25 protein-coding genes and 1 pseudogene are annotated in these 26570 nt (G+C 37.8%); 8 read left to right on the top strand and 18 right to left on the bottom strand.

The genetic code is table 11. The features are described 5' to 3' along the window. Both AACV33_RS16260 and AACV33_RS16255 read left to right on the top strand, forming a co-directional pair. A pseudogene (locus AACV33_RS16260) lies at positions 1–268 on the top strand (glucosaminidase domain-containing protein); the annotation flags it as partial. 1 nt (position 269) lies between these two features. After that, a complete protein-coding gene (locus AACV33_RS16255) occupies positions 270–923 on the top strand; it encodes a DUF2987 domain-containing protein (RefSeq protein WP_182700397.1) in 654 nt (217 codons plus the stop codon). 74 nt (positions 924–997) lie between these two features. Here the strand turns inward: AACV33_RS16255 and ttcA are convergent, their stop codons facing one another. From ttcA to ccoN, 11 genes are all read right to left on the bottom strand, one after another. Next, entirely contained in the window at positions 998–1921 is a 924-nt protein-coding gene (ttcA, locus tag AACV33_RS16250) for a tRNA 2-thiocytidine(32) synthetase TtcA (protein WP_017022331.1), read from the bottom strand. A 156-nt stretch (positions 1922–2077) separates the two neighbouring features. Next, positions 2078–3022: a universal stress protein UspE gene (gene uspE, locus AACV33_RS16245; RefSeq protein ID WP_023603245.1), complete on the bottom strand. Its 945-nt coding sequence runs from the start codon at positions 3020–3022 to the stop codon at positions 2078–2080. Between the two features lie 152 nt (positions 3023–3174). Further along, complete coding sequence (locus AACV33_RS16240; RefSeq protein ID WP_012550221.1) at positions 3175–3927, bottom strand: FNR family transcription factor; 753 nt, start codon at positions 3925–3927, stop codon at positions 3175–3177. A 96-nt stretch (positions 3928–4023) separates the two neighbouring features. After that, positions 4024–4698 carry a sulfite exporter TauE/SafE family protein gene (locus tag AACV33_RS16235; RefSeq protein WP_182700396.1) on the bottom strand — a complete coding sequence of 225 codons (675 nt, stop codon included), beginning with the start codon at positions 4696–4698 and terminating at the stop codon, positions 4024–4026. After that, on the bottom strand, positions 4688–4858 hold the full coding sequence (ccoS, locus tag AACV33_RS16230; RefSeq protein WP_017022333.1) for a cbb3-type cytochrome oxidase assembly protein CcoS: 171 nt from the start codon (positions 4856–4858) through the stop codon (positions 4688–4690). Before ccoS ends, AACV33_RS16235 begins: the two co-directional genes overlap by 11 nt. Beyond that, the gene (locus tag AACV33_RS16225) at positions 4851–7226 is read right to left on the bottom strand and encodes a heavy metal translocating P-type ATPase (protein WP_182700395.1); all 2376 of its coding nucleotides are present in this window, start codon (positions 7224–7226) and stop codon (positions 4851–4853) included. Before AACV33_RS16225 ends, ccoS begins: the two co-directional genes overlap by 8 nt. 6 nt (positions 7227–7232) lie before the next feature. Beyond that, positions 7233–7718 carry a FixH family protein gene (locus AACV33_RS16220; RefSeq protein WP_012550217.1) on the bottom strand — a complete coding sequence of 162 codons (486 nt, stop codon included), beginning with the start codon at positions 7716–7718 and terminating at the stop codon, positions 7233–7235. A gap of 72 nt (positions 7719–7790) precedes the next feature. Next, complete coding sequence (gene ccoP, locus AACV33_RS16215; RefSeq protein WP_182700394.1) at positions 7791–8765, bottom strand: cytochrome-c oxidase, cbb3-type subunit III; 975 nt, start codon at positions 8763–8765, stop codon at positions 7791–7793. Continuing rightward, positions 8762–8944 carry a cbb3-type cytochrome oxidase subunit 3 gene (locus tag AACV33_RS16210; RefSeq protein ID WP_012550215.1) on the bottom strand — a complete coding sequence of 61 codons (183 nt, stop codon included), beginning with the start codon at positions 8942–8944 and terminating at the stop codon, positions 8762–8764. Before AACV33_RS16210 ends, ccoP begins: the two co-directional genes overlap by 4 nt. Before the next feature lie 10 nt (positions 8945–8954). Beyond that, entirely contained in the window at positions 8955–9566 is a 612-nt protein-coding gene (gene ccoO, locus AACV33_RS16205) for a cytochrome-c oxidase, cbb3-type subunit II (RefSeq protein WP_017022335.1), read from the bottom strand. Between the two features lie 12 nt (positions 9567–9578). Continuing rightward, positions 9579–11009, bottom strand: coding sequence for a cytochrome-c oxidase, cbb3-type subunit I (gene ccoN / locus AACV33_RS16200; RefSeq protein ID WP_017022336.1), 1431 nt, complete (start codon positions 11007–11009; stop codon positions 9579–9581). Between the two features lie 269 nt (positions 11010–11278). Here ccoN and AACV33_RS16195 point away from each other — a divergent pair, with 269 nt between their 5' ends. From AACV33_RS16195 to AACV33_RS16180, 4 genes are all read left to right on the top strand, one after another. Further along, a complete protein-coding gene (locus AACV33_RS16195) occupies positions 11279–11734 on the top strand; it encodes a hypothetical protein (RefSeq protein WP_182700393.1) in 456 nt (151 codons plus the stop codon). A gap of 80 nt (positions 11735–11814) precedes the next feature. Continuing rightward, complete coding sequence (locus AACV33_RS16190) at positions 11815–13017, top strand: FIST signal transduction protein (protein ID WP_255458617.1); 1203 nt, start codon at positions 11815–11817, stop codon at positions 13015–13017. 13 nt (positions 13018–13030) lie between these two features. Continuing rightward, the gene (locus AACV33_RS16185) at positions 13031–15115 is read left to right on the top strand and encodes an ATP-binding protein (RefSeq protein ID WP_182700392.1); all 2085 of its coding nucleotides are present in this window, start codon (positions 13031–13033) and stop codon (positions 15113–15115) included. Between the two features lie 321 nt (positions 15116–15436). Continuing rightward, positions 15437–15988 carry a DUF1439 domain-containing protein gene (locus AACV33_RS16180; protein WP_182700391.1) on the top strand — a complete coding sequence of 184 codons (552 nt, stop codon included), beginning with the start codon at positions 15437–15439 and terminating at the stop codon, positions 15986–15988. Positions 15989–16036: 48 nt separating this feature from the next. Here the strand turns inward: AACV33_RS16180 and matP are convergent, their stop codons facing one another. After that, positions 16037–16483: a macrodomain Ter protein MatP gene (gene matP, locus AACV33_RS16175; protein WP_023603238.1), complete on the bottom strand. Its 447-nt coding sequence runs from the start codon at positions 16481–16483 to the stop codon at positions 16037–16039. A gap of 180 nt (positions 16484–16663) precedes the next feature. Between matP and AACV33_RS16170 the strand changes: the two genes are divergently transcribed. Both AACV33_RS16170 and fabA read left to right on the top strand, forming a co-directional pair. Continuing rightward, positions 16664–18331, top strand: coding sequence for a S16 family serine protease (locus tag AACV33_RS16170; protein WP_065610431.1), 1668 nt, complete (start codon positions 16664–16666; stop codon positions 18329–18331). A gap of 65 nt (positions 18332–18396) precedes the next feature. Then, on the top strand, positions 18397–18915 hold the full coding sequence (fabA, locus tag AACV33_RS16165) for a bifunctional 3-hydroxydecanoyl-ACP dehydratase/trans-2-decenoyl-ACP isomerase (RefSeq protein WP_012550206.1): 519 nt from the start codon (positions 18397–18399) through the stop codon (positions 18913–18915). Positions 18916–19078: 163 nt separating this feature from the next. On the opposite strand, the gene rmf is transcribed toward fabA, so the two are convergent. The 6 genes from rmf to AACV33_RS16135 all read right to left on the bottom strand — a co-directional run bounded on the left by rmf (position 19079) and on the right by AACV33_RS16135 (position 26480). Continuing rightward, a complete protein-coding gene (gene rmf / locus AACV33_RS16160; protein ID WP_012550205.1) occupies positions 19079–19252 on the bottom strand; it encodes a ribosome modulation factor in 174 nt (57 codons plus the stop codon). A 200-nt stretch (positions 19253–19452) separates the two neighbouring features. After that, the gene (locus AACV33_RS16155; RefSeq protein WP_023603236.1) at positions 19453–21105 is read right to left on the bottom strand and encodes a DUF3466 family protein; all 1653 of its coding nucleotides are present in this window, start codon (positions 21103–21105) and stop codon (positions 19453–19455) included. Positions 21106–21113: 8 nt separating this feature from the next. Beyond that, entirely contained in the window at positions 21114–23024 is a 1911-nt protein-coding gene (locus tag AACV33_RS16150) for an ABC transporter ATP-binding protein (RefSeq protein WP_182700390.1), read from the bottom strand. Next, on the bottom strand, positions 23005–23247 hold the full coding sequence (locus AACV33_RS16145) for a glutaredoxin family protein (RefSeq protein WP_012550202.1): 243 nt from the start codon (positions 23245–23247) through the stop codon (positions 23005–23007). The genes AACV33_RS16150 and AACV33_RS16145 overlap by 20 nt, the downstream gene beginning before the upstream one ends. Before the next feature lie 5 nt (positions 23248–23252). Continuing rightward, complete coding sequence (rlmKL, locus tag AACV33_RS16140; RefSeq protein WP_023603234.1) at positions 23253–25370, bottom strand: bifunctional 23S rRNA (guanine(2069)-N(7))-methyltransferase RlmK/23S rRNA (guanine(2445)-N(2))-methyltransferase RlmL; 2118 nt, start codon at positions 25368–25370, stop codon at positions 23253–23255. A 570-nt stretch (positions 25371–25940) separates the two neighbouring features. Continuing rightward, a complete protein-coding gene (locus AACV33_RS16135; RefSeq protein WP_044583251.1) occupies positions 25941–26480 on the bottom strand; it encodes a cell division protein ZapC in 540 nt (179 codons plus the stop codon). Positions 26481–26570 lie beyond the last annotated feature (90 nt).

Below are 26570 nucleotides of genomic sequence, written 5' to 3'. Positions count from 1 at the left end.
ACGTAATGAAGGTGCTGCACATGAAGTCGCTAAATTCGATTCATCTCAGGCTGCAGTACATGCTTATTTTATGAATGTAAATCGCAATAACGCGTATAAAGAATTACGTGTTATTCGTCTTGAATTGCATAAGTCAACCGAACCGCTCACTGATGAGCAACAAGCGACAGTATTAGCAAAAGGATTAATTCGTTATTCTGAGCGCGGTGAAGCGTATGTCGAAGAAATCCAAACGATGATTCGCCATAATAGTCAATATTGGAGATAAAATGAAAAAATGGATTGGTGTGACAACGACGTTATTGTCGCTGTTGTGTTTTACTCTGCCAGCTCAGGCTGAACAATATCGATTTACTTACAGTAAATTGTATTATCAGTTGAAAGTGAATCAAAAAGAAGGCCACGAAGATGTACGTATGGCTTTATTCTTTAATGATACTCAAACAGGTAAAGCATGCCAGATCACAAAAGCATGGATGGCAAAAGAAGAGCATTATGAAGAATTCACTATTCCTGTAAATCAAGAATTACCTCTTCCGCTCGACACCAATCTTAAATCGGCGAATCCTTTGGTTTATATTCAAACTGAAGAAGGGAAGCAATGCGATATTTCAATGGAAGTATTAGCAAACAAAACGTTTGAAAAAAAGGTGAGTGCAAAAGAATTGTCCTTATTAACCATTCAAATGGATGCGATGCTTTCTGATATTGGTGGCATGTTTTCTAAATACTTTATGCCAAAGGTTGAAGGTGTTAGTTTTGTTTTTAATGACAAAGTAACGTTACCAATTAAGGCGTCGGACGGAACATCTATTGCGACTAAAGATGGGAAAGCAACAATAGAGTTAAGTGCTTTTTCTGATGATGTTACGTTCAGTTTGCCTGCGGTGCCTCTGAAAGTGATTCCTTGGCTTGTTAAGTAGTTTATTTAAATAAAAATGGCGCTACTTATTTAAAAGTAGCGCCATTTTTTTATTTTTGTATCAAAGGTTTAACGTTATTGTACGTTCACAACATCTAATTTTAATGATGGGTCGAACTCTGTAACTGCATCATCAATATCAACGGGCTGTACTGGCATTTCTTCTTTATCAAAACCAATGTCACCACCATTGATCACGCCTGAATCTCGATTAATGCTCTTAAAGTCAAAAGTATTAAAATCAGCAAGGTGACTTGGTACAACGTTTTGCATTGCTGTAAACATCGATTCAATACGTCCTGGGAACTGTGTATCCCATGTATTTAGCATTTGCTTAATGTTTTGGCGTTGCATGTTAGGTTGAGATCCACAAAGATTACATGGAATAATAGGGTAGTCAGCTAGGTCAGCATATTTAATGATGTCTTTTTCACGACAATAAGCCAGTGGGCGAATCACGACGTGTTCGCCATTATCTGACACTAGTTTTGGCGGCATGCCTTTCAGTTTTCCGCCGTAAAACATGTTTAAGAACATCGTTTCTAATATGTCATCACGGTGGTGACCAAGTGCAATTTTCGTTGCCCCCAGTTCTTTTGCTGTACGATACAAAATACCACGACGTAAGCGTGAGCATAAAGAACAAGTCGTTTTACCTTCAATCAATTTATCTTGAACAATTGAGTAGGTATCTTCTTCAACAACTCGGTATTCAACCCCTAATGTATCTAAGTACTCAGGTAAAATATGAGTAGGGAAACCAGGTTGTTTTTGGTCTAGGTTTACAGCGATTAGATCAAATGAGATTGGCGCACTTTTCTTTAAGCCGATAAGAATATCAAGCATGGTAAAGCTGTCTTTACCACCAGATAGACAAACCATAATACGGTCGCCATCTTCAATCATGTTGTAATCGGCAATAGCTTTACCTGTATTACGACGGATTTTTTTCTGAAGCTTAGTGAAATTTTGTTGCTGCGCTTTGGTTAATTCGCTCATTACTTACTCTAATCGACTCATGGAACGGATAAGGCGGGTATTATACCCAAAGAATACGAATAAGCGAGGTTTGGAGGGAATTAGTTTATTGGTTTACTGCGTATAAAATAAAGAAAAGGGCGATATATATCGCCCTAGTTATGCTTATTTTTAAGGTTAGTTATTTGGGTCAAGAGGGCTAATATAACCTTCTGGTTTCAGTGCCAAAATATCACTATTTAGTAACGCAAGTGTGTTCTCTGCGGTGTTACCAATAAAAATAGCGGACAAACCTGTTCGCCCTGTGGTTCCTAAAATAACAAGTTCAGCATGCAGCTCATCTTCGACTTCGGATATGACATCTTCAGTTGGCCCTTCATAAACATGGGTTTGCTCTTCTGGGATGCCGTATCTTTGTCTTAGTGCTTTCATTTCAGTTAGGTGATAACCACGTATCGCATCTTTGTAATGAACACTATCAAATTCAGGTAATTCAACATGAATTGATGGTGGTGTTGATGGATAGGCGTTAACTAAATGAGGCGTAGCATTTAAGACTTCAGCGAAATATTGTGCTTCTTCAACCATTTTATCATTAAGTTTTATATGTGTTGGATTTTCAGAACCGACATGTACTGACGCTAGAATATTGCCATTTTCAGGCCATGAGCGCTCTTTAACTAGTAGAACTGGAATTGGCGATTTTCGCAATAAATGCCAATCAGTCGGAGTAAAGAAAACGGTCTCTAACTTAGCGTGTTCTCTGGTCGCTTTTATTAATATATCGTATTTGTCGTCAAATATTTCATTAATGATGGCTTCATAGGGCCGATTATGCCAAAGGACTTTTACTTTTATTGTTATATGCTCTGCGAGTGTGTATGACGACACTAGAGAGTTAAGAAACGTCACTTTTTGAGATACGACACCATTACGCATGGCGGTGCGCTCTTCTGGAGAGAGCATGGATGTCATTTCATAAGAGAAATCATAGATAGTACAAAAAAGGGTAATATCTGTCGATTTCGTACTTCTATTTGCTAAATCTAATGCGCGTTCAAGAGCGGGTTGTTTCTCTTGATCAATGATCGCTGCAACGAGTATTTTACGATAGCGGTTCATAATAACCTCCTTGGTAAAAACCAAATTCATAAATAGAATTGTTAATTTAATTTTAGCAGGTAGGGAGAGTATTAGGGGGAATTAGATATAAAAAAGTGAGGTACTTCAAAGAGAAGTGCCTCACTATGAGATGTGTTTCAAAATAACAGAGGCTATTTTATTGCTTTAACTGAACCTGCAAGTTCGGCTAATGCATCATGATCATTGATGGTTATATACTTGCCTTTTACCGTTAACATTTCTGTTTTTTGAAAGCGGCCAAGTAGGCGACTGATTGTTTCTACGGTTAGGCCAAGGTAGTTACCAATATCACCGCGAGTCATAGTAAGACGGAATTCTCGAGGTGAAAAACCACGTTGGTGGAAACGAGTCGATAAGTTAAACAAGAAAGCCGCTAAGCGCTCTTCTGCGTTCTTTTTAGAAAGCAGAAGGATCATTTCTTGGTCACCTTTAATTTCATTACTCATTAAACGCATAATTTGTTGACGGAGCTTAGGCATTTTACCTGAAAGGTCATCTAAAATTTCATAAGGTATTTCACATACCATTGATGTTTCAAGTGCTTGAGCAAAGCTTGGGTGTTCAGCATCAGTAATCGCATCAAAACCAACCAAATCACCCGCTAAATGAAAAGCGGTAATTTGCTCATCACCTTGTTCAGTAATGGTGTAGCTCTTGATTGTACCTGAACGAATTGCATACAGTGATTTTAGTTCATCACCCGCTTTAAACAGTTCTTGGCCTTTTTGAATCGGTTTTTTGCGCTCGATGATTTCATCTAGCTGATCTAATTCCGATTCATTTAATGTGAACGGTATACATAATTGACTGATACTGCAATCTTGACAGTGAATAGCACACCCACCTGATTGAATTCGTTTGTTTGCTGAGTTATCTGACATCATCTCATTCAATGCTCTTATAATTGATATAAGTCAATTTTAGCATCAACCAGTCCTAAAGTGGTAGCATAAATACAAAACAATGCAAAAAAAATATAATTAGCGGAGTTGATCTAGCGCAACATATATCGTTTGAAGTCCATAAGCTAAAAGCAATAAACCCCCTACGTTTCGGGTTAGTTTATGATTTAGCCATGTTTTTAGGGTTTGAGCACCAATACCAACAAGAAACATGGCAGGTAAGGTACCTAAACCAAATGCCATCATAACCAATGCGCCATTGAGAGCACTTCCTGAAACCGCGGCCCAAGTGAGTGTTGAATAGACTAATCCACAAGGTAACCAGCCCCATAGAAACCCAAATGGAATAGCATGGAAAGGGGATTTTAAAGGTAATAATGGTTTTGTTAAAGGGGAGATAAATTGCCATAATTTTTTCCCTATTACTTCAATATAAACAATGCCTTTCCACCAATTAGCGATGTATAGCGCTAACAGACACATCATTATGCCAGCAAACACCCGCAAGTAAACTAGCGCACTATAACTTGAACTTGTTTGTGCAATAGATACAAATATCCCGCCAACAATAAACCCGAAAATACCATAAGAACTTATTCTTCCAAGATTATATAATAAGATAAAGCTCCATCTAGGGTATTTATTACCATCTGAACCCATTGATATTACAGCCGATATTCCTCCGCACATACCAATGCAGTGTCCTGCGCCCATTAAACCAATAATAAACGCACCAATAAAATCACTGTTCATGGTCATCTTTCTTTATTTGAATATCTTCATCAAAGAGGATTTGAGATCCTTGACGGTCAAGATCTTCAAATTGATCACTTTTTACCGCCCAAATGAATATAGCAACAGCAACACAGACAAGCAGTATTGCGATAGGAATTAATAAATACAAACTAGCCATTTTTCAATAACCTTAAAGAGTTGGAAACAACGATAATAGAGCTTGCTGACATACCGACAACGGCAATATAAGGTGCAACAAGACCCATAACGGCTAATGGCAAAATTATGGCATTATAACCTAATGCCCATGCTAAGTTTTCGCGAATAATCTTACGTGTTTTAATCGCTAATGTTCGTGCTTCGATTAAACGAGTGAGGTTATCACCGATCAATATCATATCGGCGGATGCTTTTGCGACATCAGTGCCTGAGCCCATAGCAATGGAAAGGTGGGCACCTGCGAGTGTAGGGGCATCATTTATACCATCGCCAACCATTAGAGAGACTTCATTTTTTGGTAGTGAGGTTAGATAATCTAATTTCCCTTTTGGTGATACACCAGAGATAACGGTATCAATATTTAATTCTTTAGCCACTTTCGCAACAGCCGAGCTATTATCACCTGTTAACATGGTAATTTTAATGTTTAAAGCATGAAGAGATTGAATGAATTCATAACTTTCTTTTCGAATCGGATCATTTAAAGAAAAAGCCGCAATAGGGCAATTATTTTTAGATAACCATACTTGGTAATTTTGCTTATTTTCTAATGTGGCTTTTGGACAAGTAAATTGGTGATGACCGATCTTCCATTCATCACTGCCTGAATAACCAATAAGACCAGAGCCTATGATATTTTCTACGCGGTCGAAATGACTTTTATTTGGATCTCTAAATTCAGAGAAAGCACGAGCAATAGGGTGATTTGCAAAAGACTCAAGCTCTGCGGCTAACGTTTTACTTTCTTTTTCTGTGACGTCGGTAAAGCAATGTATATGAGTTAATTGAACGTTTCCTTCGGTCAAGGTCCCTGTCTTATCAATCACTAAGCGATTTACTTTACAGAGGGTTTCTAATACGTGCCCTCGACGTAACATTAATCCAAGCTGCGCAAGACGAGAAGTAGAACAAGTGATTGCTGTTGGTGTTGCTAAAGAAAGTGCACACGGACAGGTTGCGACTAAAACTGACAACATGATCCAAAAGGCATCATCAGGTTTTGTTTCATGCCAATAGAACCAAGTAAATGCAGAAATAATCAGAATACCCGCAACAAAATATCTAGCGATTAAATCTGCAATTTCTGCGACTTTTGGCTTCGACATTTGAGCTTCATCTTGTAATTTTACGATGGTAGAAATTAATGAATCTGCTTTGGTTTTGGTTACTCGAACCGTTAAATTGCCATCACCATTGATCGTGCCAGAAAAAACAGGGTCTGATTCATTCTTAGCTACAGGCATGGATTCACCAGTAAACATTGATTCATCAATTGCACTACATCCTGAGATTACTACGCCATCAGCGGGTAAATGCTCACCTGGAGGAACAATAACAATATCATCAATATCTAATGTTCTGGCAGGAACTCTTTTTCCTGATTGTAGGGTTGCCATGACTGGGACTAATTTTAATAGATTCCCTGTAATTGCAGCTGCTTTGCGTCGTGCCCGCATTTCAAGAAATCGACCAAGCAACAAGAAAAAAGTAAACATAGCGACAGATTCAAAAAATACTTCACCTTTTTCTGTTACCGTCGCGACAACACTGGCAAAGTAGGCAAATAACATCGCAATAGAGACCGGAACGTCCATCCCAAGTGTTCGGGCTTTAAGGCTACGCCATGCATTCATATAGAAAGGCAATGCAGAATAAAGCATAACTGGTGTTGCAAAAACTAAACTAACGTATCGTAAATAGTTTCTAAATTCAGGGTCTAAGTCCCCAAAAACTTCGAGATACAGCGCGACAGCGAGCATCATCACCTGCATGGTAGCTAATCCTGCAATACCTAAACGATACAGGTATTGTTTCATTGAGCGATGGTATTCTTCTTCTTGTTTATCGGCTTCAAATGGTGCCGCCTTATAACCCAATTGGTGGATTAACGTTAATAGTGTGCTTAATTCTGTTTCTTTCGGATCCCAACTTAATAATGCTCGATGAGTTGACGTATTAATGGTTATTTGATGAATTCCTTTTGCTTTCGCTAATTGTTTTTCAATCAACCAAGCACAAGCGGCGCAAGACACGCCATCAAGTGACAGTGTCACTTCTTTGTTGTTTTCAGTTGTTCTTACGAATTCTTTTTGAATTTCTTTGTGATCATAATGCTCAAGTGCTTTTAATTGATCTGGGACTAAATTGGCTTTATCTGCCGGTGCTGTACGATATTGATAATAAGAAGATAAGCCATTATCGATGATTGTTTGCGCTACTGATTCACAGCCTGGGCAACACATATCTCGCTTTTGACCTAATATATCAACTTGAAAAGAAGAGCCTGTAGGAACAGGCTCATTGCAATGGTAACAATCCTTTGACATATGGTTTTATTTACCTAAAGGAAAAAAGTCTACGGTAGGGAAATTGATGCGACCTTGGATCATCCACGAACTATCATGTGGTAATAGTTCAATAAACCAGGGACCCGTTAATGGTTCATCTAATTGAATGCGATAAATGCTTTTTGCATCAGATGTGAGTATTTTTGAGAAATCTCGATCTGGTAATGTTCTATGAGTAAAAATAGCTTTAATAGCAGGGTTATGTTCCAATTTTCCTTTATCTAATTGAATTTCAATTGTATCACCAAGATCGCGTACTTTAGCGAAAATCGAGAGGTTTTGAGCGACTTTTATCTTAGAAAGATCAACGTTAATTGCTTTGCCTTTTTTATAATAATCTTCAGCAACTAAATCGACATCATTGTGAACAAAAAGGACGAAAGTAGTGATACAAGCAACGACAACGGTGCCTGGAAGAATGATGAGAAACCAAGGCCAAAACTGCTTATACCAAGGTTGAGGTTGAGTCATATAATGATTCCTATTAAAGCGTGTATTAAAAAATAAAAAGCCCCTGAATATATACATTCAGGGGCTGTCTTTTTATTTATTGTTGCTTAGGCTCCAGACGTATGCGGCAAGAAGTTGTACTTTCTCTTCACCTAATACATTTTTCCATGCCGGCATTACGCCTTGACGACCATTTGTTACTGTTTCTGTTACAGCAGCGCGTGAGTCACCAAACAGCCAATCATGGTCAGTTAGATCTGGAGCACCCAAAGCAGGGTTACCTTTACCATCTGTACCATGACATGCAGCACAAACGATAAATCGTTGTTTACCTGCAGCCGCTTCTTTTACATTCACTTTACGACCAGATAGGCTAAGTGTGTAGCTGACTACTTCTTTAACACCATCTTTACCTAAAGCATCACCCCAAGCAGGCATGTTACCAACACGACCATTCATAATCGTCGTTTTGATTGCTTGTGGTTCTCCACCATATAACCATGCAGTATCGGTTAAGTTAGGGAAACCACTCATGCCTCTTGCATCTGAACCATGACATTGAGAACAGTTCTGTAGGAACAAACGTTGACCTACTTTTCTGGCTTCATCATCATGAGCAATTTCTTCTATTGCTCGGAACTCTGAAGTTCCTGGCTTATAGGCAAGTTTTGAGAATGTTTCACCAAAATTAGTATTGGCTTCATCAAGTTCACGAGCAAATTGATCCAGCGTTTTGTCTTTATGAGCACGAGCAATAGATACTCTTGACTCTTCAACATTACGAACCGTTTGATCTGAGCTTGTCCAGCCTAATACGCCTTTAAAATTACCTAATCCTGGGTAAAGAATTAAATAGACCACTGCAAAAGCGATGGTGGCCCAAAACATGTAAGCCCACCATTTTGGTAACGGGTTGTTTAGCTCACGGATACCATCGTATTCGTGACCCATGTCGTCACCTTCTTTAATTCCTGTTGTATTTTTCAAACAGAAACGAAGAAGTAAACCACAACCAATTAACGTACCAATGGTAATAACACTTATCCAGAGGCTCCAAAAAGTACTCATTCTTTATCAACTCCTGTCTTATTTTGGCTTGAAGTATCTTCTTGCTCATCAGCAAAAACCAAATTTGCCGCTTCTTCAAAGCGAGTCGTTTGACGTTTACTGTATGCCCAGAAAATAATACCCATCATGCTGAAAAACAGAATGACAGTCCAAATTGCATGAATAGTTCCAGCGTCCATGTGGACCTCCTTACTTCATTGCGTGACCAAGAGATTGAAGATAAGCAATAAGCGCATCCATCTCTGTCTTGCCTTTGACTGCGTCAGATGCATTTTTTACATCTTCTTCAGTGTATGGCACACCAAAATTATTACGGAAAATAGCAATTTTCTTCGATGTTAATTCACCATCAAGCACGTTTTCGGCTAACCAAGGGAAGCCCGGCATGTTTGATTCTGGAACTACATCACGAGGGTTCATTAAATGAACTCGATGCCATTCATCAGAATAACGCTCACCGACACGAGCTAGATCGGGGCCTGTACGTTTTGAACCCCATAAGAATGGATGCTCCCAAACGCTTTCACCCGCAACAGAATAATGACCGTAACGTTCCGTTTCTGCACGGAATGGTCGGATCATCTGGCTGTGACATACGTTACAACCTTCACGAATATAAATATCACGACCTTCCATTTCTAGTGGCGTGTATACACGTAAATTATCAACAGGCTCAGTGGTTTGCTTTTGGAAAATCAGTGGGGTGATTTCAACTAATGCACCAAAACTGATAGCAACAACAACCAAAACGGCTAGAAGGCCAACATTTTTTTCTATGATTTCATGACGATTAGAACTCATAATCTGGTCTCCTTATTGTGCCGGTTGAGGAATTGCTTTTAGGCTATTCTTCGGTGAAGAAATGGTCTTATATGCATTATATGCAAGTAGGAACATACCTGAAAGGAAGATTAAACCACCAACAAAACGAACGAAATAGAATGGGTAAGAGGCTTCTAATGATTCAACAAAGCTATACGTTAATGTGCCATCAGCGTTAACTGCACGCCACATTAGACCTTGCATTACACCTGAAATCCACATTGCCACGATATAAAGAACAGTACCAATTGTCGCTAACCAAAAATGAACATTGATGAGTGATACAGAGTACATGCGCTCTTGACCAAATAGTTTAGGAATTAAGTGGTACAGTGAACCAATCGTTACCATAGCAACCCAACCTAACGCACCAGAATGAACATGACCGATAGTCCAGTCAGTATAATGAGAGAGTGCGTTAACTGATTTAATCGCCATCATCGGACCTTCAAAGGTAGACATACCATAGAACGATAAAGAAACGACTAAGAATCGAAGGATAGGGTCATAACGTAGTTTATGCCAAGCACCAGATAACGTCATTATACCATTGATCATCCCGCCCCAAGACGGTGCGAATAGAACCAATGACATCACCATACCTAAAGACTGAGTCCAGTCAGGTAGAGCGGTATAATGTAAGTGGTGAGGACCAGCCCAGATATAAAGTGATATTAATGCCCAGAAGTGAACAATAGATAAACGGTAAGAATAAACTGGACGTTCTGCTTGTTTTGGTACGAAATAGTACATCATTCCTAGGAAGCCAGCAGTCAATAGGAAACCTACTGCATTATGGCCATACCACCATTGAACCATCGCATCTACCGCACCAGAATAAATCGAATATGATTTAGTCAGTGATACTGGAACAGCAAGGCTATTCACAATATGAAGAACGGCAACGGTTAAAATGAAGGCCCCAAAGAACCAGTTTGCAACGTAAATATGAGAAGTATTACGTTTAAACAGAGTTCCAAAGAATACAATGGCATAAGCCACCCAAACTAGAGTGATAGCGATATCGATCGGCCACTCTAATTCTGCATATTCTTTACCTGATGTCATTCCTAGAGGCAACGAAATTGCTGCTGCTAAGATAATTGCTTGCCATCCCCAGAAGGTGAACGCAACTAATGGACCACCAAACAAACGTGTTTGACAAGTACGCTGAACAACATAATAAGATGTTGCAAATAGGGCACTTGTACCGAATGCGAAAATCACTGCATTAGTATGCAGAGGACGCAAACGGCTATACGTAAGCCATGGTGTGTCAAAATTCAGTTGCGGCCAGACTAATTGAGCGGCAATTAATACACCTACACCCATGCCAACAATACCCCATAGAATGGTAACTAAGGTGAATTGACGAACAACGGTATAGTTGTAGTTTTGTTCATGCTGCTGTAATTGGCTCATAATTGCATGCTTCCACTTTTTTATTATAACTACACTTTACTTTCCTTAACGCGAACAAAGTTCGCAACACCATCCAAAATTCAACTTCTTAATAATTGGATTTGTGACCCTTTTATTTTGAAATATTCTTTTTTAATGCAAAAATAGTGTTTTCGGGGTCAATGATACTTCACTTCAAAAATGAATCATAGTTGATGCCCGTAGTAAGTTTACGGTTAAGCAACATTTTTTCTTTTTTTTTGAACTAGATAACACAGGTTTTTATACTAATGGCGATAGAAAAGTTAACAGGCCCACGTTTATTTCAACTTATATTCTTATTAGTTGTGTTAATTTCAGCATTTACATGGAGAACAATTACCTATGAAGAAAACAATCCGATTAAATCAACTATAAAAACAACCGCTTTATGCGATATATCAAAGCAAGATTGTTCATTTAATGTGGACGGAAAACAGGTTAGTATTGATGTCGAAAAAAGACCAATTATGCAACATGCTGCGCTGAGATTGTTAACGGATGGTTTAGATTCAAACTGGATCGCAGAAGCGACGAGTGTAGGTATGCAAATGGGATCTCTAAAGTTTACAATACCAACCAAGCTTGAGCAGCAAATGTCATACTCAACTTTTGTGCCTCAATGCACACACAATAAAATGACATGGCAAGTAAATTTCTCAAATGGCGAACAAGTCATAAGTGTGATATTTACTTCAGAAAGATAAAACATATCAATAGGTTATAATTTAAATGCCTATTTAATAGGCATTCACAGGTAATTATCTTTGAATGGCATAATTAAGTAATGAAAATTGGACAATTTATGCAGATAATTACCAGTGTTTCTCAATTAAATGACTCAACAGAAGCAATAAAAGAGTGCGTTAGTCAACTCAATATATCGACCATACCACCAAGTATCATTCTTTGTTATTTCACAGAGAATTATAATAGTAAGAAGATTCTTGATTATTTAAAAGAGCAATTCCCTAACAGTAAAATACATGGGTGTACTTCATGTAAAGGAGTAATGACGGATGATGGTTTCTCTTCTCATTCATCTCTTGGATTATGGGTATTAACTGATGTAAAAGGAAGTTATGGTACTGGAATTCTGGAATTGCCAAGTGAATCTCATGATATTAGTCAGTTAACTAAGCAGGTTTTAAATCAAGCAATTGCTGATAGCACGAGATATGGTGAGTTGCCATCATTAATATTATTACATGCAACACCAGGGTATGAAGAAAAAATAATTGAAACAATTGATGCATTTTTTGGTACACCAGTACCATTAATTGGCGGTTCTGCTGCGGATGATTATGCAAAGGGAAATTGGTCTATTTTTACTCAGCAGGGTGCAACAAACCAAGGTATTTCAATTTCTGTATTTTACCCAACGTGTAAAGTTTCTTATTCATTTCATTCGGGTTATGCCAACTCTGGGATATCAGGAATCGCGACAAAAACTAATGGCCGAACAATATATGAAATTGATAATAAACCGGTTATTGATGTTTATAAAGAATGGACAGAAATACCAATGCAAATTGGGGATACTAAGAATCTGTTAGAACGAGTGACCCAATACCCGCTGGGAAGAGTAGCAGGAACGATGTACTCTGTACCTTATTTTAAATTAGCTCATCCCGTGAAATTTACTCATGATGGAGGGATGGAGTGCTTCGCTAAAATAAATGAAGGGGAAGAATTATTCCTAATGATAGGTGATACAGAGCAAATTATTTCTCGACCTAAAAGAGTGATTGATTCCGCCATCAGCATGAAAAACGATAAATTTGAACCTGTTGGAGGGATAAATATTTTTTGCGCTGGCTCAATGATGCATATTAATATGTACATGTCAGATGTTTGCCAGTCACTAAATGATGCTATGCACAATACCTCTTATATTTGTCCATTTACTTTTGGCGAACAAGGTCGATTTACTGGTGGTGAAAATGCCCACGGTAATTTGATGGTTTCAGCTGTTTTATTCCATTATTAGGTGCATAAATAAAGTGAAGGACTACACGGAAAAAGAACAGCTTCAGGAAGCATTATTAGAATTAAAACGGAGTAAAGAAAGAGAGGCGCATTTATACAAAGAAAATGAAGCTATTTTAAGTGGGTTATCTGCTATCTCTGATGCTCAAACCAAACAGGATATTTTTAATGAATTACTTGATGTCGTTAAAAAATTTGTTCCCTTCGACAACGCCATCGTTTTATCTTCTTCTTCTGAAATTGAACAATTTACAGTTTTAGCCTCGACTAATGAGCGCTTTAATTCATTAGCATGGGCATATAACGATTTATTTTATCGTGCTTGTCATAATGAAAGTATCGTCCTTTTTAGTCCTTGTGATAACCCACACTTTTCATTTATACCAAAACATATCCAATCTGATTTTGAATCTATATCTTTAACTGGTATTAAATCCCATTCTGGTTATGCCATTATTATGCTAATGAGTTCTACGTTTGGTATGTATTCATCTTCGACTAAAGAAAAAATGCAGCGATTTATTCCTTTAGTTGAGCGTGCGATTATAGATATTGATTACAAAGACAGATTGCATTCATTAGTTAATATTAAAACCAAAGAATTGCATTTAAGTAATGATCGTTTTAAGGATTTTGCAGAATCTGCGGGGGATTGGTTTTGGGAGACTGATTTAGATTTTAATTTTACTTATATTTCAGACTCTACCATTAGAACCATTGTTATCACAGATCGTAATTTATTAACTCTAATCAATGATAACCCAACAACATCTCAAATTTTATCTTCAAAATCAATGGTTAAGTCATTTGATGAACTCGAATGGTGGCCATCTATATTTAAACAACAAGTTTGCATGAGCATTAGTGGTACTCCTTATTTTGATGACGTTGGACAACTCATTGGTTACAGAGGAACAGCTAAAGATATATCAATAAGAAAAAAACGGCTTCAACAAATACAAAAAGCGAAACAAGAAGCTGAAACTGCCAATAAAGCTAAATCTCAATTTTTAGCTATGATGAGCCATGAAATAAGAACACCATTGAATGCAATCCTTGGTATGGTTGATGTGTTTAACGAAAGTCTTTTATCGAAAGAACAATACGAATGGCTTGATCAGATGGAGGTTTCAGCACAACTTCTGCTGGCTATTATTAGTGACGTTCTTGATATATCTAGGATAGAAGCTGGAACTTTTGTTTTAGATGAACAACCAATAGATTTATTAGAAACTATTATTAATTCAACGAATTACTTCAAGGAAAAGAGTAAAGATAAAGGAATAAATTTAACTGTTACGGTGTCACATAGTGTGCCTAACTACGTAATAGCAGATGCAGCAAGAATCATGCAGATCATATTTAACTTAGTTGGTAACGCTGTTAAATTCACCAAAAAAGGATCTATATGGATAAATATTACACAAACAGAGTGTAATTCAACCAAGATAGCCATCACGGATACAGGAATTGGTATATCTAAAGATGTATTAAATAACTTGTTCCAGCCATTCGTACAAGCAGACAGCTCAATTACTCGTCAATTCGGTGGTTCTGGACTTGGTTTATCTATAATAAAACGACTTACTGAACTAATGAATGGTGTTATTTCGGTTAAAAGTGTCATTAATGAAGGTAGTACTTTTACCGTAACATTACCATTTAAAGAAACGAAAGAATGTCCAAAACGTATTACTTTAAATAATAATGACGTGACTGATAAATCAACTCGAACACTCAATATTCTTATTGCTGAAGACAGCAAAGCAAATCAAGCGGTCATTCAATTACTTCTTGAAGGTCAAGGACATCAGATAACGTTAGTCGATAATGGATGCATGGCAGTTGAAGCGATAGAAAACAAACATCAGAACTTCGACCTAATTTTAATGGATGTATCTATGCCAATAAAAGATGGTATCAGTGCGACAAAAGAAATTAGAGCGAAAGGTTATAATTTACCAATCTTAGCATTAACAGCACATGCTATGAATGAAGAAAAGAAAACATGTATAGATGCTGGTATGAATGATTTCATTTCGAAACCAGTACGAGCACAAGAATTAAAATTGATCTTAGATTCATTAAAGCTTGGCTAATAATCACTAGATAAATACGAAGTATTATTTAATGATTATTAGCTATTTTATGGTAAATACGATTATAGTTAAATAGCTTAGTTATGAATATTGGGATGGTATAGGGTAGAGAAAGCAGGTAGATGATGATCCATTACATTAACCTCAAACTCTATTTAACATAAGATATATAATACGCACTGTTATTATAGCTAAAATAAATGCCTAAGTTTATAACCTTATCGGCTATAGAATTCGATGCTCTTAAGTTACACTACGCGCATCCAGTTAACTGTTACATTGTCACGATTATATATGAAATCTATTAAGGCATTTATCCCTATGAAAAATTTAAAGTTATTATTTTCTTTCCTGTTTGTGCTCTCTTTATCTGGCTGCACTAGTTATTCGATTACAGAACAAGAAATGACAGATTATCTAACTGATGAAATTAATGTCGATAAGTCTGTAGGTATTCCAGGCTTATTATACGCACAAGTGAATGTTGATAATGTCGATGTTAAGATTGGACGTATTGATAAGGATCGAATCAGTGTTTATGCAAATACGACGGCTGACATTCAAATGATGAGCGAACCAAACCAAACTCTCGACTTGGTTTTAGAGTTCAGTGCGATTCCTGAATACCGTAAAGAATCAGGTGAGATTTATTTAAAATCATTACGATTGGAAAAGTTTGAGGATAAAACGAATCAATTATCTCCGGAGTTAAGTTCATTCTTAAAACCGGCGATTTCAATTATTGGCTATGGATTATCAAATCAACCAGCCTATAAGCTTAATGCTAATAAACTTAAAGAATCACTTATCAAATCAGCAGAGCCTAATTTGGTTATAAAAAATAACCAGCTCGTGATCGAGCTTTTTGATTGATATAAATGGTTAAGTTATAGTGCCTTAGGGCTATTGTGGATTTACATCTTATTTTAATAATTCATGTAAATCCGCTTTTAATGATGACACTGTTTGGCTTGCTTTTTCTGTTCTAGAAGCCTCACTTAGCAAATACTCAATAGTATCAGAGAGTGTTGAATCAAGGTCTTGAGCTCTAAGAGACAACTTTTCCCATACTCTATAATCTAAATCTATAGACTTCTTACGTGTATGTTCTTGTTCAGCGTTAAAGTGACGCTTTCTTTTTGCTCTAATCGCTTGTTTTAACTTATTTTGTAAATCCGGATTCATGTGTTTTTGAATCCATTCCAGAACATGAACCGGTTCATGTTCTAATTTTAAAAAGACATTAACCATCTGTTGTTCTTCACTTGAATCGATATAACAAGTAATAGATTCCCCCATACGATGTTTATTAAATAAATACATCCATTTCCAACCAGCTTCCAAGTTTTCAAGTTGTTGATATTTCATAGACAAGTACTCAATGTTAGGGGGATTATTTGGGTGACAGTGTAACTCGACTTTGTCTATTCTTCAATAAAATCACTCTATAATTAGACCTTCATCTAATTGATAATGTAAGTACTGAAAAATCAGACGTATGCAATTATGTAATGTATAATCAGTTTTATTTTTTATATATAAGTAAGCATGCAGTTAGACACGCCATTTTTACTCGAGCCTCAGTACGATAACATTCTTGATACATTGAATTTATCCCATGTCAGTGACGCACAATCACCCTATTCTCTTCAGCCTAGGTTAACCCAAGCTTTAGCGGATTTTTCTCGTATAAATGGTGTTAACATTCTGCAAATCAATGCGTTAGATAATCACGTTTATCGTGAATATGTAGCGAGTTGGCTAATATTGAATGCTGAAAATCGCGTATTAAATTCAGAAGCACCTCCTGTCATTATAGTTGAAAGCGCTTCTGACTCAGAGCTCTTTGGTGTTTACCATAATAAAAGTGATGTGTTAGAAACGGGCTTATTACAAAAAGCCGACGGCGGTTTTTTGGTAATGTCCCCAAGTGTTTTACTTGCAAATCCTCACTTATGGCCACGCCTAAAAAGTTTGCTGCAAGGCCATTCCGTTGCTATCCCCGCGAGTGATTCAAAATCACCGATGACTAACATCCATTATTTAACAGCGAATGTTAAACTAATTATTGTTAGTGACCGTGCACTTTTAGGGGAAATTGAGCTATTAGAACCCGATCTACTCGCTGGTATGTCGATGTTTTCTGAATATGAGTTGGATACACAGTTATCTAGTGACACTGTCACTGATTATGTGCTGCTAATTCAATCACTTTCAAATAAGCATAATCATTTACCACTAGCAAACGGCTCTGCGTTGCTTCCCCTACTCAAACTAGGTGCTCGTGAATGTGAAGATCAGACTCGGCTTAATTTGTGTTTATTATGGTTAAATTCTATTTTAGCGCATGCTTCTTTAGCTTCTGAATCAAAAACACATATTAGCGCTGATGATTTTACACAATCATTTGAAGCAAAATATTACGTAGAATCTTATTTACCATCCCGAGCTTTAGACGATATTTTAGAACAAAATATTCATATTGAAACTCAAGGTCAAAAAATTGGGCAGATTAACGGCCTGACTGTCGTATCAGTACCTGGTCATCCAATTTCTTATGGTGAGCCATCCCGAATCTCTTGTGTTGTTCACCCTGGTGATGGCGAGTTATCGGATGTTGAACGAAAGGTAGAGTTAGGTGGTGATTTACATGCGAAAGGCATGTTAATTATGCAAGCTTATATACTAAGCCAATTAGATACACATGAACCATTGCCTTTTACCGCTTCAATGGTTTTCGAACAATCTTATTGTGAAGTCGATGGGGATAGCGCAAGTCTTGCTGAATTATGTGCATTACTTAGTGCCCTCGCTATTACGCCGATTAATCAAAGTTTGGCGATAACAGGATCGGTTGATCAGTTCGGTATGGTGCAACCCATTGGCGGTGTAAATGAAAAAATTGAAGCCTTCTTTCAGCTATGTGATAAACGCGGGTTAACTGGAGAGCAAGGTGTTATTATCCCACAAACAAATGGAATTAATCTTGTACTTTCAGATGATGTAATTCGAGCTGTTGAGCAAAAACAGTTTACAATTCATCCTATTAGTCATGTTGAGCAAGCTGTTGAATTATTAACGGGCTTACCATTACAATCTGAAGAACATGAATCGATGTTCTCTTTAATTGCCCAACACATTGAAGATGTTGAGCATAATCCGAGTCAATGTTCTGCTCTATTTTGTCGTATTAAGAACTGGTTTAACCAGAGCTGATCAGACTTGATAAGCGTACAAGTGTTCGCTAGAATATCTACAACTTATTTAGGAGTAATACTTTAATGCAAAACAAACCTAGTTCATATGATCGCGAAGATTTACTAGCATCAAGCCGTGGCGAACTATTTGGTCCAAATGGCCCACAATTACCAGCTCCAAACATGTTGATGATGGATCGTATTCCACTAATGTCTGAAACTGAAGGTTTATTTGGTAAAGGCAAAGTTATCGCTGAACTAGATATTACTCCAGACTTATGGTTCTTTGATTGTCACTTCCCTGGTGATCCAGTAATGCCTGGTTGTCTTGGTTTAGATGCGATGTGGCAACTTGTTGGCTTCTTCCTTGGTTGGGTTGGTGGTCAAGGTAAAGGTCGAGCTCTTGGTGTTGGTGAAGTTAAATTCACAGGACAAGTACTCCCTACTGCTAAAAAAGTAACGTATGAAATCGACTTTAAACGTGTTATCAATCGTAAATTGGTAATGGGTTTAGCTGATGGCCGCGTTCTTGTTGATGGTAAAGAAATCTATGTTGCAAAAGATTTAAAAGTTGGCCTTTTCCAAGATACGTCTGCATTCTAATTAAATCGTTATTGATTGCATTACTTAAAGCTAGCACTATGCTAGCTTTATTTTTGGAATATATAATTAAGTTATAGTGCGTTAGTGCGTTAGTGTAACTAGTTTAATACCTTAAATATAACTAAAGCCTCAAATAGAGGCTTTAGTCTTAAATTCTACCGTGTTATTTAAACAAACCGGACTGTTTGTCATCTCTAGCGTCTCGCCAGCCACCAAGCCAGCATGAGCGAGCATCCATTGTTTGATATGGGCAGTTTTCTGATGAGCGGCCATTAATACCCGCTTTATACCCTTGTGATTGTGCTCGCTCTAAACGATCACGCTTTTGTCTCTTCATAGTTCAGTCCTCATAGATGTAAGTCTGTATACTTCAAAAATGTACTACTTTACTACTCATACCCTATTATTTTCCATTAGGGTTCATCACGAACATTTCATGATGACACTTTAAGAATCGGACAACTTTTCACTTTATTCAAGTATAAAAAAACCCGAAGTCTAAGATTGTGACTTCGGGCTAATTATCATCAATGGATGTTATTTACTACGTTTACGCATGAAACCAAACAAACCAAGTAATGTCAGAGCCCCAAAGCCTAATGAACCGCCTTGACGTTCTGTTGTATTATTCTCATAACCACGAGTTTCAATGTTTCGGTTCGAAGGATCCGAGATCGGAACCAATTTAACAGCTACAATTTTTTCAGTACCATTCCCGTCACCACAATATGCATCATGAGCCGTTGAATCATACTCTTGAACTGTAGATCCATTTTCATCATAACATTTAGTCGCAGTCGCCGAGATAACGCCAGCATCATTAATATCCGTCGCATCATAAATACGATATTGGTTATTATTTCCAGAGTATGTGCCACCGTTCGTTAAATTATCGATGATCCATGCTTTATTTTGAAAAATATCAGCACGTGCAGATTCTGTTGGTTTGTATGGATAAATAAACGCGCGCTGGCGGCGTTGTTTACCATCATATTCACGGAATGTATCAACATCGATACGACCAACAATCTCATTGAAATTATTGATGCCACCCATCTCCCCACCAACACCATTAAAGAAGATATCTCCATCTGATGAATCCAAGAAGTGAGCCGTTGGCGAAGTCACCGAAGTAACGAATAAACGATTTCCCGCCGCCCCATTTTGGGGATAACTACCAGAACGCTTAGCTTGACCGACAACCACTAAATTGTCATTAATGTTCGTAGCAACAGAATTAGTGTTTACGTTATCACCACTAATTTCAACCTGAGCACCACTAATTAGAGTAGACCCAACAATTCCTAATGCACCTGTAGTTGCATCTATTGAAGCTTCAAATATAGTGGCATTCATGTGTTGGTCATCATAGTTATTATAACCAACACCATAAAATACATTAGGTATTACTGATGTATCAACATACAGATCACGCATACTGCCTTGAGCATAATAATCGCCATCTTTCTCGCTCTTATCATACCAATCGATAGCAGTTAAAGTCGCTCCATTCCATACTGCAGCTTTTGATGAGTAATAATACCTATCAGCACCAATGCCGGTTTTCGAAGTGACACTTCCGACCGTATAAGTTCCATCAGTAGACCATTGACGCCCTTGTTGAAATCCAGTAATACTATCGCCACTTATTGGTGAATTCCTATGCGTAGTAGAACTAAAGTTCCCAACAGCAGCGCCAGCTGAATCAAGCGAGTTAATGACCGTATTAATTCCACTAGCAGCAATAGTTCCACCATCAGTAACAAATGCTAAAGAGTTTTTATCATTACTGCCATAAATCTCGTTAGACCAACCAGTCCACTGATTATTAGCCCAGTATTCACAGGTAGAATAGCCTAGTTGGTAAAAACAATAGTCTTCAAACCCATCATAATCATCTTCGATATAACCAAAGGAATTATCCATCGCAAAAGGGACTTCTTCAGTATATGAAACCCCTTCTGCACGATTACGTGTTTCACCTGCTAATTTATAACTTTCGCAAGTAGAACTAGAAGCACTAGAATCAAAACAACTTACGTCATTACCTGATGGCTCAATCGCAGTACCATAGTACTCAGAACCTGAAACACTTGGGGTTACTTCCACCACTTTATAAAGCGCCGCTTGCGCAGGAAGCGCAGCGGACACCAAAACAGCTAATGTGGTTAATTGTAATTTATTACTCATTTAACTTCCTATTGTAGAGCTTCAAGTTCTTCCCAACGCTCGAATGCCACTTCCAACTCTTGCTCTGTTTGAGCTAAACGTTCTAAAACAGCTTCTGTTGTTTTAGGATCTTGTTGGAAGAAAGTTGCATCGTTCACTTTCTCTTGAAGTTCTGTAATTTCGTTTTCTAATCTTTCTAATGTTTCAGGCAGCAATTCAAGCTCACGCTGTAACTTATAAGACAGTTTCTTTGGTTTCGTTTGCTCGACTACCGGGCTTTTAGCAGCAACAGATTCAGCTTTCACTTTTACTGTTGGTGCCATTGCATCACGGCTTATTTGTACATTAGCACGTTGTCGTTGAGCATCGTGATAGCCACCGACGAATTCTTCGATCTGGCCCTCACCTTCAAAGATCCAACTGGTCATTACTGTATTATCTACGAACTGACGATCGTGACTTACTAATAATAATGTACCTTCATAGTTGGCAAGTAATTCTTCTAAAAGTTCCAATGTTTCGATATCTAAATCATTGGTTGGTTCATCAAGAATCAATAAATTGTTTGGACGAAGGAATAAACGCGCAAGTAATAAACGGTTTTTCTCACCACCAGACAATGCTTTCACTGGTTGACGAGCACGTTTTGGAGAGAATAAGAAATCTTGTAAGTAGCTCAAAGCATGACGCTCACGGCCATTCACTGTCACTTCTTGCTTACCGTCAGCCAAGTTATCGATAACCGTTTTTTCAGGGTCTAACGCTTCACGATATTGGTCAAAATACGCCACTTCAAGTTTTGTACCGCAATACAATTTACCTGCATCTGGCTGTAATTGGTCAAGCATCAGTTTAAGCAAGGTACTCTTACCACAACCATTCGCACCAATTAAGGCAATGCGATCACCACGCATAACATTGAAGCTGAAGTTCTTAACAATGTTTTTACCATCAATTGAGTAATGAAGGTTCTCGGCTTCAAATACAATTTTACCTGAACGATTTCCACCATCCACTTGAATATTCGCTTTACCCACCACTTCACGGCGATCTGAACGCTCACGACGTAATTGTTTTAAGGCACGAACACGTCCTTCATTTCGAGTACGACGCGCTTTAACGCCTTCACGAATCCAAGCTTCTTCCTGAGCAAGTACTTTATCAAATTGTGCATTTTGATCAGCTTCTACGCGTAACGCTTCTTCTTTAGCCAGTAAGTACTCTTCATAATTACCAGGATAAGAAGATAAGTTGCCACGGTCTAAATCAACAATACGTGTTGCCATTGATTGAATAAATGCACGGTCATGCGAAATAAAAATGATTGAACCTTTAAAGTCTTTTAAGAAACTTTCAAGCCAAACAATCGTTGTAACATCCAAATGGTTCGTTGGTTCATCAAGAAGCAATACATCTGGGTCAGATACCAATGCACGAGCCAGTGCGGCTTTACGTTGCCAACCACCCGATAAATCGGTTAATAACATTGCACCATCAAGTTTTAGAGATTCTAAAACAGATTGAATACGTGTATCAAAATGCCATGCATTAAGGTTATCAATTTGCTCTTGTGCTCTCGCTAATTTATTAATGTTTGATTCGCTTGGATCAGTCGCTAATAAATCTAAGATATGATGATATTCTTTTAAGTATTTACCGGCTTCTGCTAGGCCTTCAGATACATAATCAAAAACACTGCCCGTTTCATTACGCGGTGGATCTTGCTCTAAACGAGAAACCACCACATCTTGATTAATTTGTAATTTGCCATCATCCATAAGGATATCACCAGCAATTACTTTCATTAGCGTTGATTTACCCGCACCATTACGGCCAACCAAACATACGCGTTCATTTTCTTGTAGAGCAAAATCTGATTTGTCTAATAACGGATGATCACCAAACGCTAATTGACCATTATTAATTGTAAGTAATGCCATTGTCTTCTAACCAATTCTTTAGTTGTGATATATCGAAGGGCCAATTAAGCTCGGATAAGCCATTAGCCACAACAGGTATTGTGACACCGTAACGAGAAAATAATACATTATCAAATGCAATGTCTACGGTATCCACTTGTTCCATATTTACACCCACCTCAACGAGCAAATCAAATGCTTGCTCGCATAGGTGGCAGCCTTCCGTGCTGTAGAGAGTTATCATTATCTCTAGTCTTCCTTGTGAGTAATAATCCAGCAGTTATGAATATGCTTATTACGAGCAAAATCTAACGGCAATGTTTGTTTTGAAATATTCTTAGCTTGAAGACCCGCTTTATCTAGCGCTTCTTCATCCATTTTAAAGTTACGTTTATTGTTAGAAAATACAACAGTACCGTCTTGACGTAACATACGTTTTAGGTTCTCAAGCAACATGATGTGGTCACGTTGAACATCAAACGTTTGGTCCATACGCTTAGAGTTAGAGAATGTTGGTGGGTCAATAAAGATTAAATCAAACTCACCTTCTGCTTGTTGTAGCCATTGTAGACAATCGGCTTGTAGGAATTGATGTTGCGTTCCTGTTTGATCATTGGTGTTCATGTTCTTCTGAGCCCACTCTAGGTAGGTACGAGACATATCAATGGTCATTGTCGATTTAGCACCACCACAAGCAGCATGAACAGTCGCTGAGCCGGTATAAGCAAATAGGTTTAGGAAATCTTTTCCTGCGGCCATATCACCAATCATTTTACGAGTTAATTTATGATCCAAGAATAACCCCGTATCTAGGTAATCTTGTAAATTAACAATCAATTTTACGCCGTACTCTTCAACATCAAAGTAACGAGATTTTTCTGCTAACTTTTGATATTGGTTTTTGCCTGACTGCTTTTGACGTACTTTCAAAATAACGTTATTGGTTTCAACACCAGTCACTAACACTGTTGCGCGGATCATGTCAGTTAAACGACGGCGTGCTTTATCTTCTGAAATTTCTTTTGGTGCCGCATATTCTTGAATGATGATGTAATCTTTGTATACATCAATTGCCGCATTGTAATCTGGTAAATCGGCATCATAAAGACGATAACAATCTAACTTCTCTTTACGTGCCCATTTGCCAAGTTTAGACAAATTCTTTTTAAGACGGTTCATAAACTCAGGAGCAACTTCAATGTTTGCCGCTTCTTTACGTTCAGCCGATTCACTAATTGAATAGTTTTTCTGAACACAAGGTAACGCACCATTGTTCAGTTTGAATTGCTTGTCTGCACGCATACGAATACACGCAAGCAAATCATCATTACTTGAATAGATTGATGCAGTACAGCCACCAAATTGTTCTTTTAGTTGGCGACCAAATTCACTGTATAGTGCAATCAGTGCAGGTTCAGTACTTAAACGTTCACCATAAGGAGGGTTACAAATTACAACCCCATTCTCAAAGCCCTCTGGACGTTCAATCTTAGTTGCATCACCAACATCAAATGTAATTAAATCTTCAACACCAGCGCGACGAGCATTATCACGAGCCGTTTGAATTACACGATAATCACGATCAAAACCGTAAAAATGCGTATCGACTTTCTTAACGCCACGGCGACTCTTAACTCGAGCTTCTGAACGAATTTCAGTCCACACTTCTGGATCAAAATCAGACAACGCTTCAAAACACCATTTTTCACGTTTCACACCAGGTGCCATTTCACACGCCATAAGTGCAGCTTCAATCAGTAACGTACCTGAACCACACATTGGATCCAATAGCGGTTTGCTTTCATCCCATGTACTGCGAAGTACAAGTGCTGCTGCTAATGTTTCACGAAGTGGTGCACGACCTGCTTCAGTACGGTAACCACGCTGATGTAAGCCTGAACCGATTAAATCAAAACCAAGAATCCCTTTCTCGCCAGATAAACGCATATGTACACGTAAATCAGGTTCCGCTTTATCAATATTCGGACGTTCTAAATCAGCCTTTGTAAAACGGTCAACAATTGCATCTTTTACTTTCAATGCACCGTATTGGCTATTTCGAATCTCACGGTTCGTACCGTTAAAATCCACCACTAACGTTTTATCTGCTGTGAAATAATTAGGCCAATTAATTGCAGAAGCGCCTAGATACAAATCCATATCATCACGAACATCAAACTCAGACAGAATTTGAATGAAACGTGAAGCAATACGGCTCCACAAACAACAACGATAAACAACCTCGATTGGGGCTTCAAACGTAACCCCTGCATAAACTAATTTTGGGTCAGTAACACCAAGTGCAACTAGTTCGTCTGCAAGTAAGTTTTCAAGGCCTTTAGAAGTGATGGCTAAGTATTTTTTCATGGGATTCTTTTGGTTATTAAATTGCCTCGCATTATACATGAATCCTAAGGAAATAGGATAAATAGATCACAGATAAACCATCCGCAAACTCTTCAAATAAAGACTATAAAAACAATAAGTTAATCCTACTGATGATGGATTAAAAAAACCACTGTTTCCCAATGGACACACTCAAGCATGAGCAGATACTCGCAAAATCTGGCCTACTCCAGAAGGTTGTTTGTTGTGAAAGTTAATTACAGAACACAAGAAATAGGGAAGATAAGTGGTTTAAGTGGACGTTACTATAGTATTCTATCAATAATGATTTGTTGTTTTTTTTATGCTTCTTAGCAGTAGATCTCAGTTTTAAGAGTGCATTCCTCCCTATTTTTCTGATTCTTTTTCAACCAAAAAACGTAAAATAGTGAGAGGTGTGTCTATAACTGAAAATTAGATTAAAACGAACACGCTCTAATTACATTAATTCTGAGACGAATTTTGTAAAAAGAGTCAATATAAGAAGGATGAAATAGTGGAATTAGAAGTATTAAAGGGAGCTTTATCTGGGGATAAAATAACGGAGAGTAACTACCCTACTAGGGCGTAATATGAAGAGTTAACGACTTGCATTTTGGCCATGCGATCATTCATGACTTTAATCGGTTCACAAAAGGCCATGTACTTGGTTGGATTTAATGCAAATGCATCCATATCGACCAACATACACATACTTGCACACTCATAATTTTCTACAATAATGAAATGCCCTTCTCCTAAATCATTTTTCAGAGAAACGATTTCACCTTCTTCTGGATAATACCCTGCCCCTTGGGTTTCAAAGAACCAACTCTTAGGTAGCATGGGCTTATGGAAGCGTCTGGCGGCAACACAATTGAGTGCTAGCTCAACTTTGCGAGGTTCAGAAAGAGGAAGATAAGAAATGTGTTCAACAAACATCTGATAAGCGGATGCATCATCCACAGAAAATTTACAATCATCAAATGCACTATTGATTAAGACTTTGGGAGATAAATTCACACAAAAAACCATATCCATGCCTAAATCAAGCATAAGAGATTGTGCTTTATTATCGTAATACCAACTCCATGTATCACTGGGTTTAAGCATGTTAGTTCTCTCTTGAAAATATGGGAGTGTTTCCCTACGCCAGCCAATCATCAATGAGTGCTATTTTATGAGTAAAAATAAATCCGTTTT

The sequence above is a fragment of the Aliivibrio sp. SR45-2 genome (genome assembly GCF_963890165.1).
Taxonomy (GTDB): domain Bacteria; phylum Pseudomonadota; class Gammaproteobacteria; order Enterobacterales; family Vibrionaceae; genus Aliivibrio; species Aliivibrio salmonicida.
The sequence above is the reverse complement of the archived record's forward strand: the minus strand, read 5'-3'. Positions and strand labels throughout refer to the sequence as shown.